This window comes from Ramlibacter sp. G4-7, from assembly GCF_057784995.1.
On record NZ_JBYNTT010000014.1, the window covers coordinates 64551 to 80288 of the forward strand.

The following is a 15738-nucleotide window of genomic DNA, read 5'->3' on the forward strand; positions in this document are numbered from 1 at the left end:
AGGCAAACGGCCGTGAACGGAGCCTGAATGCCGACCGCTGGGCTTGTGGGAGCGCACGCTGACTTTCTGCCAGCCGCAACGCACAACGCACCCGCGCGACGCCGGGCGGGGCCGCAGCCCCGCCGGAAGGCGCCTCAGTTGTTGCGGCCGTACCCGTAGCCGTAGCGGCCGAAGTCGCGGTCGACCACGTTGAAGGCCCAGGAGCGGCGCGCCAGGTTGCCCGCGCGGTCGCGCACCAGCACTTCGGCCACGTGGCGGCCCGGGCGCAGGTTGTCCGCGTAGCGCAGGTCGTCGCCGTCGATGCGGGCGTGGCGCGTCACGTCGCGGCCGTCCACGCGCAGGGTCACCGTGCGCAGGTCGACGCCGCTGCGGTCGTCGCTGAAGCGCGCGGCGATGCGCGTGAGGCCACGGTCGCTGACGCGGTCGCCCTGCTCGGGGGTCACCGAGAAGATCTCCGGCGCGCGGCGGTCGAAGCGCTGCGAATGGCGGTCACCGTGCCAGTCGCGGTCCTGCGCGGCGGCGGGTTGCGCGGCGACCAGGGCGCCCACGGGCAACAGCAGCATGGCGGCGGCAGCGAGCTTGGTGCGAAGAGTGGATTGCATGTTCACCTCTGGGTTGGTTGACGATGGAAGTGAGTCTGCGCGGGCCTGCGTGAACGGTCTCTGAATGGAATGCAGATTCCCGGCGCGTGGCGCAGAGCCAGCGCGAGGTCCGTCGTTCGGAGGACGTCCGAACCGACGAACTCGCTGTGATTTCCGCACTAAACAACGGCGGGTGCGGCGGGCACAGTGGCGCGACCGTCACCGGAGTTCCACGTGCACAGCGACCTCGCCCTGAAGCTCACCGCCGACCTGTTCTGGACCGGCTTCCTCGTCTGCCTGCCCGTGCTGGCGATCACGATGGCCGTGGGCCTGGCCGTTTCCGTCCTGCAGGTGCTGACGCAGGTGCAGGAGGCGTCGCTCTCCTTCGTTCCCAAATTGCTCGCCGCGGGCGTCGCGATGGTCGCCTGCGGTCCCTGGATGCTGCGCACCTTGTGCACCTTTGCCGTGGGGCTGTGGTCCCGCATTCCGTCCCTGCTGTGAGACGCCCCATGCAGTCCCTCGTTTCAGCGCTGGGCATGCCCTGGGTCGCAGCGGTGCTGCTGCTGTCGACGCGCATCGCTGCGCTGCTGTTGCTCACGCCCTTGTTGTACGCCGTGGCCATGCCCGCGACCGTGCGCTTGCTGCTCGTCGTCGCGCTCGCCTGCGTGTTCGCGCTGCCGTTCGCGGGTGGAACGAGCGTGTCCATCGACTCCCCAGGCGCTCTTTGCAGCGCCCTGGTCGGTGAAGCGGCGATTGGCGCCACGCTGGGACTCGGAGTGCTGCTCGCGTTCGCCGGCTTCTCCCTGGCCGGACGGCTGGTGGACGTCCAGGTGGGCTTCGGGATGGCGCAGGTGGTGGACCCACTGACGAGCGCGCGCCTGCCCATCGTGTCCGCCTTGCTGGGCTTGCTCGCGACGGTCTTCTTCTTCCTCGTCGATGGCCACCATGCGCTGCTGCGGGGGATCGCCTTCAGCGTGGAACGTTTTCCGCTCGGCGGCCCTGCGAACGGCGCGGCCGCGGCGGACCCACTGCTGCGCCAGGGCGCTGCGCTGTTCACGCTGGGATTCGCGCTGGCCTCGCCCGTGGTGGTGGGGCTGCTGCTGGTGGAGTTCGTGCTGGGCGTGATCTCGCGCAATCTGCAGCAGATGAACATGTTCGTGCTGGGCCTGCCGGTCAAGATCTTCGTCGGCCTGTTCGCGCTCTCGGCGTGGGCTGCGGAATTTGCCGCGCCGGCGCGGCGGCTCTACGCGGGCATCTACCAGGCGTGGTCGGCGTGGTTTGCTGCCGGAGGGCCCCGCTGATGGCCGACCAGGACATGGACCGCAGCGAGGAGGCAACGCCCTTCAAGCTGCAGAAGGCGCGGGACCGCGGCCAGACGCCGCGCAGTGCCGACGCCACTGCCTGCGCGGTGTTCGTGGCCGCGATCGCTGTCCTCGCCTGGCAGGGCGCCGGCGCACTGCAGGCGCTGATGCGCCTGTTCCGCTCCAGTCTCGTGCAGTTGGCGGCGACGCCCGCGGGGGGCATCGGCCCCGTGGCCACCCTCTTGCTGGAAGGGGCGGGGGCCATCCTGTTCCCCTTCTTCCTCGCGCTGCCGGTGGCAGCGTGGACGGCGGCGGTGGCGCAGACCGGCGCGGTGTTTTCCCTGCACCCGCTGCAGTTCGATTTCCAGCGCCTGAACCCCGCCGCTGGCCTGCAGCGCGTCTTCTCCGTGCGCGCCCTGTTCGAGGCAGCGCGCGCGTGCGCCAAGCTGCTGGTCCTGTGTTGCGCGGGGGCGGCCGCCTTGACGGCGCTCTTCCCGCAGTTCCACGTCCTCGCCGCGCTCGCACCGGCCGCCTTCCTGCAGGTAGCCTGGTCCGACTTCGTCAGCCTGGGCTGGTGGATGGCCGCAGCCCTGGCGCTGATCGCGATCGTCGACATGCTGTTCACGCGGCGCGAATTCCAGCGGCGCATGCGCATGAGCCGGCGCGAGTGGAAGGACGAACACAAGCATCGCGAAGGCGACCCCCGCATCCGCGCGCGCCTGCGGGAGTTGCGGCGGGAAATGCTCCAGCGTGCACGCTCGCTTCGCAATACCCGCCATGCAGACCTCGTGCTCACGAACCCCACGCACTTCGCTGTCGCCCTCGAATACAGGCACGGCGAAATGGATGCGCCCCGCGTCGTGGCCAAAGGCGCCGGCCACTTCGCGGCTGCGATGCGCCACATCGCCGCGCGCCACCGCATCGTCGTCGTGCAGAACCCGCCCCTGACGCGACGGCTGTTCCGGGAGGCGCCGCTGGACGCCTACCTGCCCGCCGAATTCCATGCGGACGTGGCGCGCATCATCGTCTGGGTCCTCGCCATGCGCCGCCAGCGCGCCATGCAGGAGGCTACGGCATGAGGGCATGGAAAGACCTGCTGGGTCGCCACACCGATGTGGCACTGGTCCTCCTGGTGCTCGGGGTCCTGCTGGTTCTGTTCGTGCCGATCGCGCGGCCGCTGCTGGATTTCCTGATCCTGGCGAACTTCAGCTTCGCCTTCCTGCTGCTGCTCCTGACCTTCTTCTCGACGCGGCCGACGGATTTCTCGACCTTCCCTTCGCTCCTGCTGGTCGCGACGCTGTTCCGGCTCTCCCTGAACGTCGCGGCGACCCGCCTGATCCTGGCCGAAGGCGACGCCGGCCGCGTGATCGCCGCCATCGGCTCCTATGTAGTGGCAGGGAACATCGTCGTCGGGCTGGTGGTTTTCGTCGTCCTGGTCGTCGTTCAGTTCGTGGTGGTCACGAGCGGCGCTCAACGCGTCTCGGAAGTCGCGGCGCGCTTCACGCTGGACAGCATGCCGGGCCAGCAAATGAGCATAGACGCCGACCTGAACATGGGTTTCATCGATCAGGTGGAGGCCCAGCGCCGGCGCAAGGCGCTGGAGCAGCAGGCCAGCTTCTATGGCGCCATGGACGGCGCCTCGAAATTCGTCAAAGGGGATGCGGTGGCCGGCATCCTTATCTTGCTGATCAACATCGTGGGCGGGTTGGTCATTGGCGTCGTGCAGCAGCACATGCCCTGGTCGCAGGCGCTGCAGACGTACACGCTGTTGACGATAGGCGATGGCATCGTCACGCAAGTGCCCGCCCTCGTGATTGCCGTGGGGACGGGAATTCTTGTCACCCGCTCGGCTTCGGACGGCAACCTGAGCCAGCAGGCGCTGCGTCAGGTCACGTCCTTCCCCAAGACGCTCGTTCTGGTGGCCCTCGCGCTGGCCGGCCTGGTTTGCCTTCCCGGCATTCCTGCCGCCCCTGCGGCGACCTTGATGCTGGCGGCAGCACTGACGGCCTGGCTCGCGCATCGCGTCAGGCGCGCGGCGAATGCAGCTCTGGCACCGGTCGTGACCGCCATCCCACAAGAAGCGCAGCCGCTCGAGCCTGTCGCGCCCGTGGAAGTGTTCATGGGCAGCGGATGGGCCGCGGGGAAGGACGACGCAGGCCTGCTGTTCGACGACCGCATCGCAGCGCTGCGCCGCCAGCACGCGCAGGAATACGGCTTCGTGCTGCCCCCTGTGCGCTTCCGCAGCGCCGGGCGGCTTGCGCCGGATGCGTACGAAATCCACGTCGACGGCGCGATGGCGGCGCGCGGTGACGTTCGCCAGGGGCAGTTGCTGGCCATCCATCCCTCCGGCGACCAGCGCAGTGTGCCGGGGGAGCCGACGCGCGACCCGAGCTACGGCTTGCCGGCCCTCTGGATCGATGCGGGTTTGCGCGAACAGGCAACGGCGGCACGCTACACGCTGGTCGACGCCGCGACCGTGTTCATGACGCACCTGACCGAGGTGCTGCGCAGGGAATCCGCCACGCTGCTTACGCGTGCGGAAACCGACAAGCTGCTCGCCCGCGTGCGGCAGGAGCAGCCGACGCTGGTGGAGGAACTGGTGCCCGTGGTGCTGTCGGTGGGCGACGTCCAGAAGGTGTTGCAGAACCTCCTGCGGGAGAAGGTCTCGATCCGGCACCTGCACGCCATCCTCGAAACCCTGGCCGACGCGGGCCGCGCAAGCAAGGACACGGGGCAGCTGACCGAGTCGGTGCGGCAGCGCCTGGGGCATGCGATCTGCCAGAGCCTCACGGCGCCGGGCGCGTCGCTGCACGTGCTCACGATCGATCCCGCCGTCGAGAGCCGGTTCCTGCAAGGGCTGCAGCCGGTCGCACGCGACGCCGGAGTGGCAAGCCTCGGCCTCGAACCCAAGCTCGTCGAGAAGTTCCTGTTGCACCTGATGCAGCAGGCCGATCGCATGATGAAGAGCAACCTGCTGCCGGTGCTGCTGTGCGCACCGGAACTCCGCCGTCACTTGCGCACGCTTTCGGAGCGCGGGCTTCCCCACCTGCGCGTTCTGTCGATGGCGGAGATCCCGCAGGCCATCGAACTGAAGTCCTACGGGACGGTCACGGCCTGAGGCACACCGATGGACCCCATCCTTTCCGCCGTCCTCGCGAGCATGCAAGGCGACATGGCGCGCATGGACCGCGTGGCGATGAACATCGCGAACGTCCAGACCCCTGGGTACAAGCGGGGTGTGGTCACCACCGTGCCCTTCGGACAGCGGGTGGAAGCGACAGGCGCGGCGCAGCCCGCCGTCCACACGGATCCGCTTCCGGGCACGCTCAGGTCCACGGGGCAAGGTCTCGATTTCGCGCTCGCCGGTCCGGGCTGGTTCGAGGTCCGCACGCCGCAGGGCGCGGCCTATACGCGCAATGGCAGTTTCCGCCTGGATGCGGCGGGCCGCCTGGTGACGCAGCAAGGGCACGCGGTGATGGGGCTGGGCGGCGAGGTCCTGCTGCCCTCCGGATCCGCCGTGGTGGACGCCGCGGGACGCGTGTTCAACGCGCCGGGTGGTGCCCGCGAACCCACGGCCATGGCGCAGTTGAAGCTCGTGCAATTCGAGCCCGGCGCGCAGCTCGAAGCCCTCGGCGGCGGCCTTGTGCAGTCCCGCGGGACCCCAACGCTTGTTCCCGAAGGCACCGTGCAGGTCCAGCAAGGTTTCCTCGAGAACGCGAACGTGAACCAGCTACAGGAAATGGTGCGGCTGGTCGAGACCGTCCGCCACATGGAAACGCTGCAGAAAGTCGCGATCGGCTACGACGAGATGCTGGGAGTGAGCATCCGCAAGCTCGGGGAAACGCCGTGATCCCGCTCGCACAGGCAGCGCCAGGGAGGAACCATGTTTGACGCGCTCTACATCGGAGCCACGGGAATGCACGCCCAGCAGGCCCACGTGGATGCCATCGCGAACAACCTCGCCAACGTGAACACGGCCGGGTTCAAGAAGACGCGCGTGGCCTTTTCCGACCTGGTGGTCAGCAGCGTGCTTGCTGGCCAGCCAACGGTCGGCACGGAAAACGGCGCCTTCGCGAATGCCGCAATCGGCGTGGGCGTTCAGGCGCTCTCTCCGGGCAAGGTGTTCGCCGGCGGGGACCTGAAGAAGACCGAGTCGCCGATGGACGTGGCCATCCTGGGTGACGGCTTCCTCGAGCTGGCCATGCCGGACGGCTCGCGTGCATACGCGCGCGGCGGCACGCTGAAGGTGAATGCAGACGGCCTGCTGGCAACACAGGCGGGTGTTCCGCTCAAACCGTCCCTGTCCATCCCGGACAACGCCGAAGCAATTGTGGTCTCCGCTATCGGGCACGTGCAGGCGCGCCTGCCGGGCCAGTCCACGCTCGCGGACATCGGCCAGCTGGAGCTGGTGCGCTTCGCCAACGCCCAGGGTCTGTTGCCGCAGGGCGGCAACGTGTACCGCGCCACCGATGCCTCGGGGGAACCGATCACGGCGCGCGCTGGCGAGGAGGGCGCAGGCACCCTGGCGCAGGGGTTCCTCGAAGGCTCGAACGTGAAACTCGTCGAGGAGATGGTCGACCTGATGGTCGCCCAGCGCGCCTACGAGGCCAGCGTGAAGGTGGTGCAGGCCTCGGACGAGATGCTCGGGATGATCAACGGGCTGCGCAGGTGATCATGCGCGCCGCCGCCTTGCTTCTCTCGCTCGCCTTGCCCGCAATGGCTGCCGATCCTCGGGCGAGCATCGAGTTGTTGCCGCAGGCCAGCGTCGCCTCGGGGACCGTGCTGCTCGGCGACGTGGCCCGGCTTCATTCGAACGAGCTCGCCACCATGCGCACGCTGGCCAACCTGCCCGTAGGTCGCGCGCCCCGGCCGGGCGAGTCTGCCATGCTGCACCGGGCAGACCTCGCGCAATGGGTCCGGCGCCAGGCCGGCATTGCACCCGACGCGCTGGCGTGGTCGGGCCCGCAGGAGGTGCGCGTGCTGCAGTCCTCGCGACAGCTCAAAGGCGAGGAAATCGCGAACGCGGCGGCGCAGGCCGTTCGGACTCGCCTGGGTGCATGGGATGCGACCGCCGTCGTGCCGCGCAGCCTTCCGCGCGACCTGGACGTGCCCGAAGGCAAGCTGCGCCTGGAGGTGCGCGACCTCGATCGCGACAGCTGGCCCCGCCAGGCCGTGGTGTGGGTGGACGTGTGGGCGGAGCGCACGTTCGTGCGTTCGGTTCCGGTCAGGCTTCAGCTTGCGTCCGAGGTCCACGCCCCGCCGGAAGGTGTGGCCCCCGAAGCGCCGCTGCAGCAGCTGCTGCGTGCGATACCGGGCCGCGCAGACCAGCACTCGCCGGTCGCGGTTGCGCGCGGAGAGTGGGCGTTGCTGCGTTCCACCGAAGGCGCCATCACGCTGGAAAGCCGTGTGGAGGTTCTCCAGGACGGCCGGCCGGGCGAGCGGATCCGCGTGCGCGCCCAACCTGGCGCAGGGCCCCTGTTCGCACGTGTCCTCGGCGCGGGCCGCCTGGAGCTGGCGCCATGAGCCCACGGCTGCTCGCACTGCTGCTGGTGGCTGCGCACTCCGTCCATGCGCAGAGCCTCTTCCAGGAAGACGCGTGGCGCGGCTTCACGGCCGACAACAAGGCCTTCCGGGTCGGCGATGCGCTGACCGTGCAGGTGTTCGAGAACTCCAGCGCATCGAGCAGTGCCGACACCGGGACGCGGCGGACCAACCACGTGGCGGCCGAACTGGCGCATGGCAGCAACAAGGTCGCGCAGGCGAACGTGGCCGTGGCAGGGGATTTCGACGGCGGCGGTCGCACCCAACGCACCAACCGGCTCCTGACCACGCTGACCGTCACCGTCCAGGAGGTGCTGGCGGGCGGCCAGCTGCGCGTGGCCGGCACCCAGTCCGTCACCGTGAACGAGGAACTGCAGCGCGTCACGGTCGAAGGCATCGTCCGACCTCTCGACGTCAGCGATGGCAACGTGGTGCAGTCCACGCGGATCGCGCAGGCGCGCATCACCTACGTGGGGGAAGGGGACCTGACGGAGCGTAACCGGCGCGGCTGGTGGCGCAAGCTGCTCGACGTGGTGGGGTTCTGACATGCGCAAGCTCGCCGCCATTCTGGTCCTCTTCGTGACGTGCATGGCGCCCGCACTGGGCAAGGAAGCGCCCATGCGCGTCAAGGAACTGGGCAAGGTGCAAGGCTGGCGCGAGAACGTCCTGGTGGGAACAGGCATCGTCACGGGCCTGGCCGGTACCGGCGATTCGCCCGGCAACCGGGCGACCCGGCAGGCGGTATCCAATGTCCTTTCCCAATTCAACCTTGGCGTCGCGCCGGAGCAGGTCAACAGCCGCAACGTCGCGGTGGTGCTGGTGAGCGCGGCGCTGCCCGCGACGGCGCGCGAGGGCGACACGCTCGACGTGACCGTGAGCTCGGGCGGCGACGCACGCAGCCTGCTCGGGGGCACGCTGTTGCTCACCGCGCTGCGAGCGCCGAACGGCAAGGTGTTCGCGCTCGCCCAGGGCACGCTGTCCATCGGCGGACACCGGTACGACGCCAACGGCAATGTCGTCCAGAAGAACCACCCGACCTCCGGCTCGATTCCCAACGGCGCGACGGTCGAGGTCGGCATGGCTGCGCCCCAGCCCGTCCTCCGCGAGCAGGTCACCTTCGTGCTGCACGAGGCGGACTACACGACGGCGGCGCGCGTGGTGGCGGCCATCAACGGGCAACTGGGGACGGGCATCGCACGCGCACGGGACGCGTCGGGAATAGAAATCGACGTCCCGCCCGCCCTGCGGCAGGATTTGGTCGCCTTCCTGGCTCGCGTGGAAAACGTCGCGGTCGAGCCGGATCACAGGCCCCGCGTCGTGATCAACGAGCGCACGGGGACGGTGGTGGCCGGCGGGGACGTGCGCATCGCGCGGGTGGCCATCTCGCACGGTGACCTGAAGATCTCCATCGCCACCCAGAACACGGTGTCGCAGCCGGCCTACCTGGGATACGCCGGGCCCGGCGTCTCGACGGCCGTCGTGCGCAACTCGCAGGTCGACGTCGAGGAACCCACGGGGGTCGGCTACCTCGCGGGCGCCGGGACCGTGTCGGATTTGGTGCAGTCGCTCGCGCGCATGCGCACCAGCACGCGCGACATCATTTCCATTCTGCGCGCGATCAAGGCGGCCGGCGCCTTGCACGCGGAGCTGGTGGTCCAGTGAGGAGGAGGCCATGCCATTGATCGAACCGGTCACCACCGCCGCGTTGTCCGCGGCATTGGACGCGGCCATGCGTCGCCACGCCACCGCGGCCTCGAACATCGCGCATGCGGGCACCGAGGGCTACCAGCCCCTGCGTCTCGCGTTCGATTCGCAACTGGAGGATGCCCGCACGCGGCTCGGCGAGGGCGCTTTCCTGGACGCCCGGGGACTTGCGTCGCTACGCGAACTGGCGACGACCGCGCCGGAAAGTCGCGAGGGTCGGGTGCAGGTGGACGTGGAAATGACCGAACTCGCACGCAACGCCGTGCAGTTCCAGGCCCTCGTCCAAGGCCTGGCCAGGCACCTTTCGCTGCTGTCGCTCGCCGCGGCGGACGGGAGGAAATAGCGATGGACTACCAGCAGGCGTTTGCCATCAGTGCGGCGGGGATGCAGGTCGAGCGCACCCGCGTGGAGGTCGCATCGCTGAACCTGGCGAACGCGAACACCGTCGCGATGCCGGCCGCCCCGGGCTTCCAGCCTTTGCGTGTGCTGGCCACCGCGAGCGGACCGTTCGCGAGCCTCGTCGACGGGGGTATGGAAGCGGCGGCTTTGCCCGTCGCCAACGTGGAGGCGAGCGCGGCCAGGGCGCGGATGGTGCAAGACCCCGGGCACCCCCTCGCGGACGAGCGCGGCTTCGTCGCCTATCCGGGCGTGGATCCTGCCGCCGAGATGGTGACCCTGCTGGGAGCGGCGCGTGCCTACGAGGCCAACGTGGCTGCCATGAACACGGCCCGGGCGCTGGTCCTCAAGACGCTGGAGATCGGGAGGACGCCATGAACGTGCAGGCGATCGAAGCCCTGGGGCTGCACGACGAGGTCGGGGTCCAGGCGTCGGCGGGCGGTGCGCCGCCCGCGGGTCCCGGGTTCCTCCAGCAAGTGGCGCGCGGCTTGCAGGAAGTCAACGAGGGGCTGCTGGCGAGCCAGGCTGACTTGCAGGGGCTGGCCGTCGGCGACACGGCCAGCCTGCACCAGGTCATGGTGCGGCTCGAGGAAAGCCGCATCTCGCTGCAGTTGATGCTGCAAGTGCGCAGCCGCGTCCTGGAAGCCTACCAGGACGTCATGCGCATGCAGGTCTAGGGCCGGAGGAGCACCATGCAAACCTGGTGGATCGCGATGCCCTTGCGTGCGCGCGCCTTCCTGGCCGGCGCGATCGCGGTGGTCCTGGGGTTGCTCGTCGGCTCCGGCTGGTGGCTGTTGCGGACTGAGCCTGCCGTGCTCTTCACGGACCTGCGGCCGCAGGATGCCGCCGCCTTCGGCGCCGAACTGGAGAAGCTGAAGGTTCCATACGAGGTGGCGGACGGCGGCGCCACCCTGCTGGTGGATCGTTCGCAGGTGCATGCGGTGCGCCTCAAGTTGATGGGCCGTGAACTTCCCCTGCACGGAACCGTCGGCCTGGAGCTGTTCAACAGCACGGACTTCGGCATGACCGAATTCGCGCAGAAGGTGAATTTCCAGCGGGCGCTGCAGGGCGAGCTGACACGCACCATCCTGTCGTTCGCGGAGATCCGTGACGCGCGGGTCCACCTCGTGCTGCCCGAACAAGGTCTGTTCAAGCAAAGTGCTGCGCGCGCCAAGGCCGCCGTCACGCTGGCGGTGCGGGGAGGACACGCATTGCGTGTGGAGCAGGTGCTCGGGATCCAGCGGCTGGTCGCGGCTGCGGTGCCCGGCCTCGCTGCGCACGAAGTCACGATCGTGGACATCCGGGGTGTTCCGCTCAGCAGGCCAGCAGACATGGATGCCGAGACAGCTGGCGGCAATGCGCGCCTGGACCTCAAACGTGAGACCGAGACCTATCTTGCACGCAAGGCGGCGGCCGTGCTGGACCAGGCGCTGGGTCCGGGACAGGCCCTGGCGAGCGTGGACGTCAGCCTGAACATGGACCAAGTGCGCGTGACGACGGAGGACGTCCTCCCGGCGAGCGAGGGCAAAGGCACTTCCGCCACGGGCGTGCTGGTGCGCGAACGCGAATCGACGCGCGACAACGGCGCCGCGGACCCGCGCGGCGCCGACACCCGCGCACTGCGTGGCAGCAGCATGCAACGCGACGTCGAGTACCAGGCGGGTCGGCGCGTGGAGCAGGTGGTGAGCCAGCCGGGCGCAATCCGGCGGGTCCAGGTCGTGGCCGTCGTGCGCGACATGCTCGCGCCCGAGGCGCAGGAGCATCTCGGGCGCGTGCTCGGTGCCGCGGTGGGCGTGCTGCCGGAGCGGGGCGACGTGGTGCTCGTCCACAGCCTGCGCGCCCCGCCGGCGGAAGCCGCAGCGCCGGTGCTGCCGGTGGCTGCCGTGTCGAAGACCCAGGTGACACCAAGGACGGAAGTGGACTGGACATGGGTGGCCGGTGCGGCTCTCGCGCTCCTCGCGCTGGCGTGGCTGCTCACGAAGCGTGCTGCGCGTTTGGCGCCGCGAGCGGCGCTGTCGGACGACCAGCGCCGTGCGACCCTGGAACGAGTGCAGCACTGGCTGCAGGCGGCCGAACCCGCGACCGTCGTGGTGGAACGCCGTGCAGGAGGACTGGAATGAATCCGATCGATGCTGCGACGGACCCGCTGCGCTCGGCCGCGCTGACGCTGCATGCCTTGCCGGCGACGGACCGGCAGTGGCTTCTCCAGGGCTTGTCCACGCCCCAGCGCGTGATGCTTCTCCCCTTGCTGGAGGAACTGCAGGCCCTCGGCGTGCCGCCGGACCCGGACTTGCTGCAGCAACTGCAACCGGAAGGCCGCGCCGAGCCACCCGTAGTGCCCTGGCCCGAAGCACTCGGAACCGCGGAGGTCGCCACGCTTGCGAGCGTGCTGGCCGGCGAACCCATCGGCCTGACCCGTTCGCTTCTCGCGATCCGGCAATGGCGCTGGGCCCCGGATCTGCTCGCTGCGATGGACGCAGACCGGCGCACGAAGCTGCGCGAACACTCGGCCACCCAGCCGCCGTCGCCCGTGCTGCAGGCAGCGATCCTGCAGGCGCTCAGGGCGCGGTGCGAGGCGGTCGCGGCGGATGCGGCACCGGTGTTGCCAGCCCGCAGGCGGGTCGTTCGGTCTGGGTTCCTGCGCTGGAGGGGACGGGTGTGAGCGCGACGGCGGGCGACATCCTGCGCGGAATGGAGGTCGAGCGCGTGCCGCTCCCCGTGGGGCGCCCACGGCGCTTGGTCGCTGACATCCAGGGGCCGAAGCCCGAGCCCGCACCGCAACTCGAGCCGGCCGTCGTGGAAGCGCTTCGGCGCGAGGCGCAACGGGCGGGCTACGAGGAGGGTTGCCGACAGGGACTGGAGCATGCGACAAGGGAGGCAGTCGCCGCAACCGAGAGGGCGGTGGGGGATGCGCTCGCGCCGCTGCGCAAACAGCACGAGCACCTCTCCGACCTTTCGACATCGCTCGCGACCGCCATGGAAGACTGTCTCGCAGCGGCGGAGGATGACATTGTCGCCGTGTGTTTCGAGACCGTGTGCCGCCTCGTCGCAGCCACCGCCCTGCAGCCAGATGTGGTGCGCGCCATGGTCCGGGCCGAGACCGCGCGGCTGGCGGATGACCCCAGTGTCGCGATCCACGTCCACCCGCAGGATGCGGAGTTGTTGCGCTCCGCTCAGGTGGATGCCCGGATGCGTTACGTGCCCGACCCGCAGGTCGCATTGGGGGGATGCATCGTCCGGCAGCCAGGCGGCGGCATCGATGCGCGCCTGGAAACCACGCTGGCCGCCTGCAAGGACGCCTTGCTCGCCGCGCGTGCTAAGGCGGCAGTGGAGCCGCGCCAGTGAGCACCATGGACGCTTATCGGGCCCAGCTCGCCGCGGGTGCGCTGACACGCCGCATCGGCTGGGTGCGACGGGTGCAGGGTCTGGCCATCGAGGCGGAAGGGCCGCAAGTGGCAGTCGGTGCGTTGTGCCGCGTGATGCCGACGTGCGGCAGCCGCGGCGTCCCGGTGCTTGCCGAAGTCGTCGGCCTGGAGCCGGAGCGCGTGGTCCTGATGCCATTCGGTGCGCTGCTGGGCATCGGCGCCGGGTCGCAGGTGGTGGCCCTGGAGACCGAGCGAGACATCGGCGCCGGGCCGGAGTTGCTGGGCCGGATCATCGATGCCTTCGGTGCGCCGCTGGACGGTGGGCCGCCGCTGGCCTGTCGCACGCGCTGGCCGCTGGCCGGGCGTTCGCTCAACGTCATGCAGCGGCCGCGGATCCGGCGCGTACTGGAAACCGGCGTGCGAGCACTCGACGGCTTGCTGACGCTAGGAGAAGGACAGCGCGTCGGCATTTTCGCCGGCAGCGGCGTCGGCAAGAGCAGCCTGCTGGGAATGGTCATCCGGCATGCCCGGGTGGACGTGAACGTGGTTGCCCTCATCGGCGAGCGCGGACGCGAAGTCCGGGAGTTCGTCGAGGAGCAGCTGGGGGCCGGCGGCCTTCGTCGTTCCGTCGTCATTGCCGCGACGGCGGACCAGCCTGCCCCGGCCCGGATCCGTGCGGCGCATGCCGCCGTCGCGATCGCCGAGTGGTTCCGCGACCAGGGCCGTAGCGTCCTGCTGACGATGGATTCCGTGACGCGCCTTGCGATGGCACGCAGGGAAGTGGGCCTGGCTGCGGGTGAGCCGGCGACGGCGCGCGGGTATACGCCATCGGTGTTCGCCGAACTGCCTCGCCTGTGCGAGCGCTGCGGCACCGCGCCTTCGGGCGGATCCATCACTGCGCTGCTGGCGGTTCTCGTCGAAGGCGACGACTTCAACGAACCCGTCGCCGATGCCATGCGCTCCATCCTGGACGGGCACATCGTGCTCTCGCGGACGCTTGCACAGCAGGGCCACTATCCGGCGGTCGACATCCTGCAAAGCGCGAGCCGTGTCATGAGGGATCTCGCCGGCGAGGCCGAGCGGCTGCTCGCCGCGGAAGCGGTCCGGCACCTGGCTGCCCTCGAACGTGGGCGACAACTGGTGGAACTCGGCGCGTATGCGCAAGGCTCGAATCCGGCGCTCGATGCCGCCCTCGCGGTGGAAGGGGCGCTGTTCGCCTGGCTGCGCCAGGACGTCGGCGGTTGCACCCGGACCGACGCCTTGAAGCAATTAGGCGACGCGCTGCGCGCAAGGAAGGCCGCATGAAGCGTGAAGCCCCGCTCTCGGTGGACCTGCGCGGGTTCGCATGGCCTTTCGCGGTGGCGGAGCGCCTGCGGCGGCACCAGCTCGATCGTGCGCGCGCGCAGGTCGCCGCCCTCCATCGCAACCAGCAGGCATGCGCGCGCGAACTGGAATCGCTTCATGCAGCACGCCAGCAGGCACTGCGCGATCTTGCCCCGCGGGAAGGCGGCCGCATCGATACGGCCGCGCGCAGCCAGGGCGTCCACCATTTGCACCGGACGCTTTCTCTTCAGATGGCACGCGAACAGTACGCCAGCCGCGTGAAAGCGGATCTCCGGCAGGCCCAACGTTCCTGTACGGAAGCGCAGCAGCGTCTGGATGCGGTGTGCAGGCTGCGCGAATCGGCGTTGGCCGCCTATGTCCAGGAGCAGGTCCGGCGCGACGCGAAGAACGCGGACCTCGCCTGGCTGGCAGCGCACGGGTCGGGCTCGCCCCGCCAGCGCCGCGCGGAAGGAGGGCCATGAACGCGCTGCCTGAGCACATCCTCCCGCTGGCGACGACCTCGCCGTTCACGCGATGGGGACACACGGCTGGGCCCGCGCCTGGGGATTGGTGCAAGGCGCTGGACCAGGCGCAGGGCGCCGGAACAGGGGCGTTCGGCTGGCAGGGAGAACGGCCCGGGCGCAATCCGGCCTCCAATGAATTCCCTCATCGCGCGTCCGACGCGCCTCTGGCGGTGCAGTCGCATCCAGCCAGCCCTGCGGCGAGGATTGGTGCCAAAGGGGGCATTCCGGCCACGCCCTGCCCTGGCGACGACGGCCTTGGGTCGGTGGGCGCCGCGCGGCTCATCTGCGCCGCAGCCACATCCCACGCCGAACCCCAGGATCCCCCGGTTCCGCGGATCGAGCAGTGCGGGTCCCGCCGCGATCCGGCCGTGCGCGCGGCTCCCGGACGTCCGTCACTTCACGTGCATGTCGAACAGCACGCCGACGGCGCCGCGGTGTGGCTCGGTGTCCCTGCCACCTTCAACGCGAAGGGCAAGAAGTCGCTGTGTGCCGCCCTGCGCCAGCTGGCTCCTGGCGGCTTGCCTCTTGCCCGGCTGACGTGCAACGGGCGCAGCGTTTACGACCGTGTCGACACTTCCCCGGAGAACCCATGAACCTGTCCACCGCAGACCTCAGCGCCGTTTCGTCCACTGCGGCTTCGTCCCTGGGCTTGCAGGATTTTGTCCGCGTACTGACGACGCAACTCACTTACCAGGATCCGCTGAAGCCCATGGACAACCAGGAATTCATGGCGCAGGTCGCACAGTTCACGGCGCTCGAGCAGTCGCAGCAGCTCAATGACCGCCTGCAGCAACTGATCGAAAACCAGGCGGCGCTGCAATCCGTGGGCCTCATCGGACGCAACATCGAATTCACCACGGCCACGGGGCGCAGCATCGGCACCGTCACCGCGCTCTCCTTGCAGGGCGACGCACCGCTCCTGACCGTTTCGCTGTCCGGTGGAACGGTCGTCAACGACGTGGCCCTCGGCCAGGTCCTCTCCGTCCGCTGAACACAGGAGCAA

The 15738-nt window shown here is 69.6% G+C and carries 20 protein-coding genes; 19 read left to right on the top strand and 1 reads right to left on the bottom strand.

Annotation, left to right across the window (positions count from 1 at the left end; translation table 11 throughout):
• Positions 1-134: 134 nt before the first annotated feature.
• Positions 135-602, bottom strand: coding sequence for a hypothetical protein (locus AC3EGR_RS18945; RefSeq protein WP_488548067.1), 468 nt, complete (start codon positions 600-602; stop codon positions 135-137).
• Between the two features lie 213 nt (positions 603-815).
• Here AC3EGR_RS18945 and AC3EGR_RS18950 point away from each other — a divergent pair, with 213 nt between their 5' ends.
• Genes AC3EGR_RS18950 through AC3EGR_RS19040 form a run of 19 tightly spaced genes read left to right on the top strand, consistent with a single transcriptional unit; the run spans position 816 to position 15726 of the window.
• Positions 816-1082: a flagellar biosynthetic protein FliQ gene (locus AC3EGR_RS18950; protein ID WP_488548068.1), complete on the top strand. Its 267-nt coding sequence runs from the start codon at positions 816-818 to the stop codon at positions 1080-1082.
• An 8-nt stretch (positions 1083-1090) separates the two neighbouring features.
• Positions 1091-1882: a flagellar biosynthetic protein FliR gene (locus AC3EGR_RS18955; protein ID WP_488548069.1), complete on the top strand. Its 792-nt coding sequence runs from the start codon at positions 1091-1093 to the stop codon at positions 1880-1882.
• Positions 1882-2961: an EscU/YscU/HrcU family type III secretion system export apparatus switch protein gene (locus AC3EGR_RS18960; protein WP_488548070.1), complete on the top strand. Its 1080-nt coding sequence runs from the start codon at positions 1882-1884 to the stop codon at positions 2959-2961. The genes AC3EGR_RS18955 and AC3EGR_RS18960 overlap by 1 nt, the downstream gene beginning before the upstream one ends.
• Positions 2958-5000 carry a flagellar biosynthesis protein FlhA gene (locus AC3EGR_RS18965; RefSeq protein ID WP_488548071.1) on the top strand — a complete coding sequence of 681 codons (2043 nt, stop codon included), beginning with the start codon at positions 2958-2960 and terminating at the stop codon, positions 4998-5000. The genes AC3EGR_RS18960 and AC3EGR_RS18965 overlap by 4 nt, the downstream gene beginning before the upstream one ends.
• Before the next feature lie 9 nt (positions 5001-5009).
• Entirely contained in the window at positions 5010-5732 is a 723-nt protein-coding gene (locus tag AC3EGR_RS18970; protein WP_488548072.1) for a flagellar hook-basal body protein, read from the top strand.
• Positions 5733-5765: 33 nt separating this feature from the next.
• Positions 5766-6554: a flagellar basal-body rod protein FlgG gene (gene flgG / locus AC3EGR_RS18975; RefSeq protein WP_488548073.1), complete on the top strand. Its 789-nt coding sequence runs from the start codon at positions 5766-5768 to the stop codon at positions 6552-6554.
• A 2-nt stretch (positions 6555-6556) separates the two neighbouring features.
• Positions 6557-7405 (top strand): hypothetical protein, encoded by an 849-nt coding sequence (locus AC3EGR_RS18980; RefSeq protein WP_488548074.1) that lies wholly within the window; start codon positions 6557-6559, stop codon positions 7403-7405.
• On the top strand, positions 7402-7968 hold the full coding sequence (locus AC3EGR_RS18985; RefSeq protein ID WP_488548075.1) for a flagellar basal body L-ring protein FlgH: 567 nt from the start codon (positions 7402-7404) through the stop codon (positions 7966-7968). Before AC3EGR_RS18980 ends, AC3EGR_RS18985 begins: the two co-directional genes overlap by 4 nt.
• Before the next feature lies 1 nt (position 7969).
• Positions 7970-9085 carry a flagellar basal body P-ring protein FlgI gene (gene flgI, locus AC3EGR_RS18990; RefSeq protein ID WP_488548076.1) on the top strand — a complete coding sequence of 372 codons (1116 nt, stop codon included), beginning with the start codon at positions 7970-7972 and terminating at the stop codon, positions 9083-9085.
• 10 nt (positions 9086-9095) lie between these two features.
• On the top strand, positions 9096-9470 hold the full coding sequence (locus AC3EGR_RS18995) for a flagellar basal body rod protein FlgB (protein WP_488548077.1): 375 nt from the start codon (positions 9096-9098) through the stop codon (positions 9468-9470).
• A gap of 2 nt (positions 9471-9472) precedes the next feature.
• Entirely contained in the window at positions 9473-9901 is a 429-nt protein-coding gene (gene flgC / locus AC3EGR_RS19000) for a flagellar basal body rod protein FlgC (protein ID WP_488548078.1), read from the top strand.
• Positions 9898-10200: a flagellar hook-basal body complex protein FliE gene (fliE, locus tag AC3EGR_RS19005; RefSeq protein ID WP_488548079.1), complete on the top strand. Its 303-nt coding sequence runs from the start codon at positions 9898-9900 to the stop codon at positions 10198-10200. The genes flgC and fliE overlap by 4 nt, the downstream gene beginning before the upstream one ends.
• 15 nt (positions 10201-10215) lie before the next feature.
• A complete protein-coding gene (fliF, locus tag AC3EGR_RS19010; protein WP_488548080.1) occupies positions 10216-11643 on the top strand; it encodes a flagellar basal-body MS-ring/collar protein FliF in 1428 nt (475 codons plus the stop codon).
• Positions 11640-12185 carry a hypothetical protein gene (locus AC3EGR_RS19015; protein ID WP_488548081.1) on the top strand — a complete coding sequence of 182 codons (546 nt, stop codon included), beginning with the start codon at positions 11640-11642 and terminating at the stop codon, positions 12183-12185. The genes fliF and AC3EGR_RS19015 overlap by 4 nt, the downstream gene beginning before the upstream one ends.
• Positions 12182-12868: a FliH/SctL family protein gene (locus AC3EGR_RS19020; RefSeq protein ID WP_488548082.1), complete on the top strand. Its 687-nt coding sequence runs from the start codon at positions 12182-12184 to the stop codon at positions 12866-12868. The genes AC3EGR_RS19015 and AC3EGR_RS19020 overlap by 4 nt, the downstream gene beginning before the upstream one ends.
• 5 nt (positions 12869-12873) lie before the next feature.
• Positions 12874-14193 (top strand): FliI/YscN family ATPase, encoded by a 1320-nt coding sequence (locus AC3EGR_RS19025; protein WP_488548136.1) that lies wholly within the window; start codon positions 12874-12876, stop codon positions 14191-14193.
• Complete coding sequence (locus AC3EGR_RS19030) at positions 14190-14693, top strand: hypothetical protein (RefSeq protein ID WP_488548083.1); 504 nt, start codon at positions 14190-14192, stop codon at positions 14691-14693. Before AC3EGR_RS19025 ends, AC3EGR_RS19030 begins: the two co-directional genes overlap by 4 nt.
• Positions 14690-15328 carry a hypothetical protein gene (locus tag AC3EGR_RS19035; RefSeq protein ID WP_488548084.1) on the top strand — a complete coding sequence of 213 codons (639 nt, stop codon included), beginning with the start codon at positions 14690-14692 and terminating at the stop codon, positions 15326-15328. The genes AC3EGR_RS19030 and AC3EGR_RS19035 overlap by 4 nt, the downstream gene beginning before the upstream one ends.
• A complete protein-coding gene (locus tag AC3EGR_RS19040; protein ID WP_488548085.1) occupies positions 15325-15726 on the top strand; it encodes a flagellar hook assembly protein FlgD in 402 nt (133 codons plus the stop codon). The genes AC3EGR_RS19035 and AC3EGR_RS19040 overlap by 4 nt, the downstream gene beginning before the upstream one ends.
• The last annotated feature ends 12 nt before the right edge of the window (positions 15727-15738 follow it).

What these genes read in the sequence shown, in the direction of transcription:
- AC3EGR_RS18955 (WP_488548069.1), top strand. Translation starts at nt 1,091, where the DNA reads ATGCAGTCCCTCGTTTCAGCGCTGGGCATGCCCTGGGTCGCAGCGGTG.
- fliE (WP_488548079.1), top strand. Translation starts at nt 9,898, where the DNA reads ATGAACGTGCAGGCGATCGAAGCCCTGGGGCTGCACGACGAGGTCGGG.
- AC3EGR_RS19015 (WP_488548081.1), top strand. Translation starts at nt 11,640, where the DNA reads ATGAATCCGATCGATGCTGCGACGGACCCGCTGCGCTCGGCCGCGCTG.
- flgI (WP_488548076.1), top strand. Translation starts at nt 7,970, where the DNA reads ATGCGCAAGCTCGCCGCCATTCTGGTCCTCTTCGTGACGTGCATGGCG.
- AC3EGR_RS18960 (WP_488548070.1), top strand. Translation starts at nt 1,882, where the DNA reads ATGGCCGACCAGGACATGGACCGCAGCGAGGAGGCAACGCCCTTCAAG.
- AC3EGR_RS19035 (WP_488548084.1), top strand. Translation starts at nt 14,690, where the DNA reads ATGAACGCGCTGCCTGAGCACATCCTCCCGCTGGCGACGACCTCGCCG.
- AC3EGR_RS18980 (WP_488548074.1), top strand. Translation starts at nt 6,557, where the DNA reads ATGCGCGCCGCCGCCTTGCTTCTCTCGCTCGCCTTGCCCGCAATGGCT.
- AC3EGR_RS18995 (WP_488548077.1), top strand. Translation starts at nt 9,096, where the DNA reads ATGCCATTGATCGAACCGGTCACCACCGCCGCGTTGTCCGCGGCATTG.
- AC3EGR_RS19040 (WP_488548085.1), top strand. Translation starts at nt 15,325, where the DNA reads ATGAACCTGTCCACCGCAGACCTCAGCGCCGTTTCGTCCACTGCGGCT.
- AC3EGR_RS18985 (WP_488548075.1), top strand. Translation starts at nt 7,402, where the DNA reads ATGAGCCCACGGCTGCTCGCACTGCTGCTGGTGGCTGCGCACTCCGTC.
- AC3EGR_RS18965 (WP_488548071.1), top strand. Translation starts at nt 2,958, where the DNA reads ATGAGGGCATGGAAAGACCTGCTGGGTCGCCACACCGATGTGGCACTG.
- AC3EGR_RS18945 (WP_488548067.1), bottom strand. Translation starts at nt 602, where the DNA reads ATGCAATCCACTCTTCGCACCAAGCTCGCTGCCGCCGCCATGCTGCTG.
- AC3EGR_RS19025 (WP_488548136.1), top strand. Translation starts at nt 12,874, where the DNA reads ATGGACGCTTATCGGGCCCAGCTCGCCGCGGGTGCGCTGACACGCCGC.
- AC3EGR_RS18970 (WP_488548072.1), top strand. Translation starts at nt 5,010, where the DNA reads ATGGACCCCATCCTTTCCGCCGTCCTCGCGAGCATGCAAGGCGACATG.
- flgC (WP_488548078.1), top strand. Translation starts at nt 9,473, where the DNA reads ATGGACTACCAGCAGGCGTTTGCCATCAGTGCGGCGGGGATGCAGGTC.
- flgG (WP_488548073.1), top strand. Translation starts at nt 5,766, where the DNA reads ATGTTTGACGCGCTCTACATCGGAGCCACGGGAATGCACGCCCAGCAG.
- fliF (WP_488548080.1), top strand. Translation starts at nt 10,216, where the DNA reads ATGCAAACCTGGTGGATCGCGATGCCCTTGCGTGCGCGCGCCTTCCTG.
- AC3EGR_RS19030 (WP_488548083.1), top strand. Translation starts at nt 14,190, where the DNA reads ATGAAGCGTGAAGCCCCGCTCTCGGTGGACCTGCGCGGGTTCGCATGG.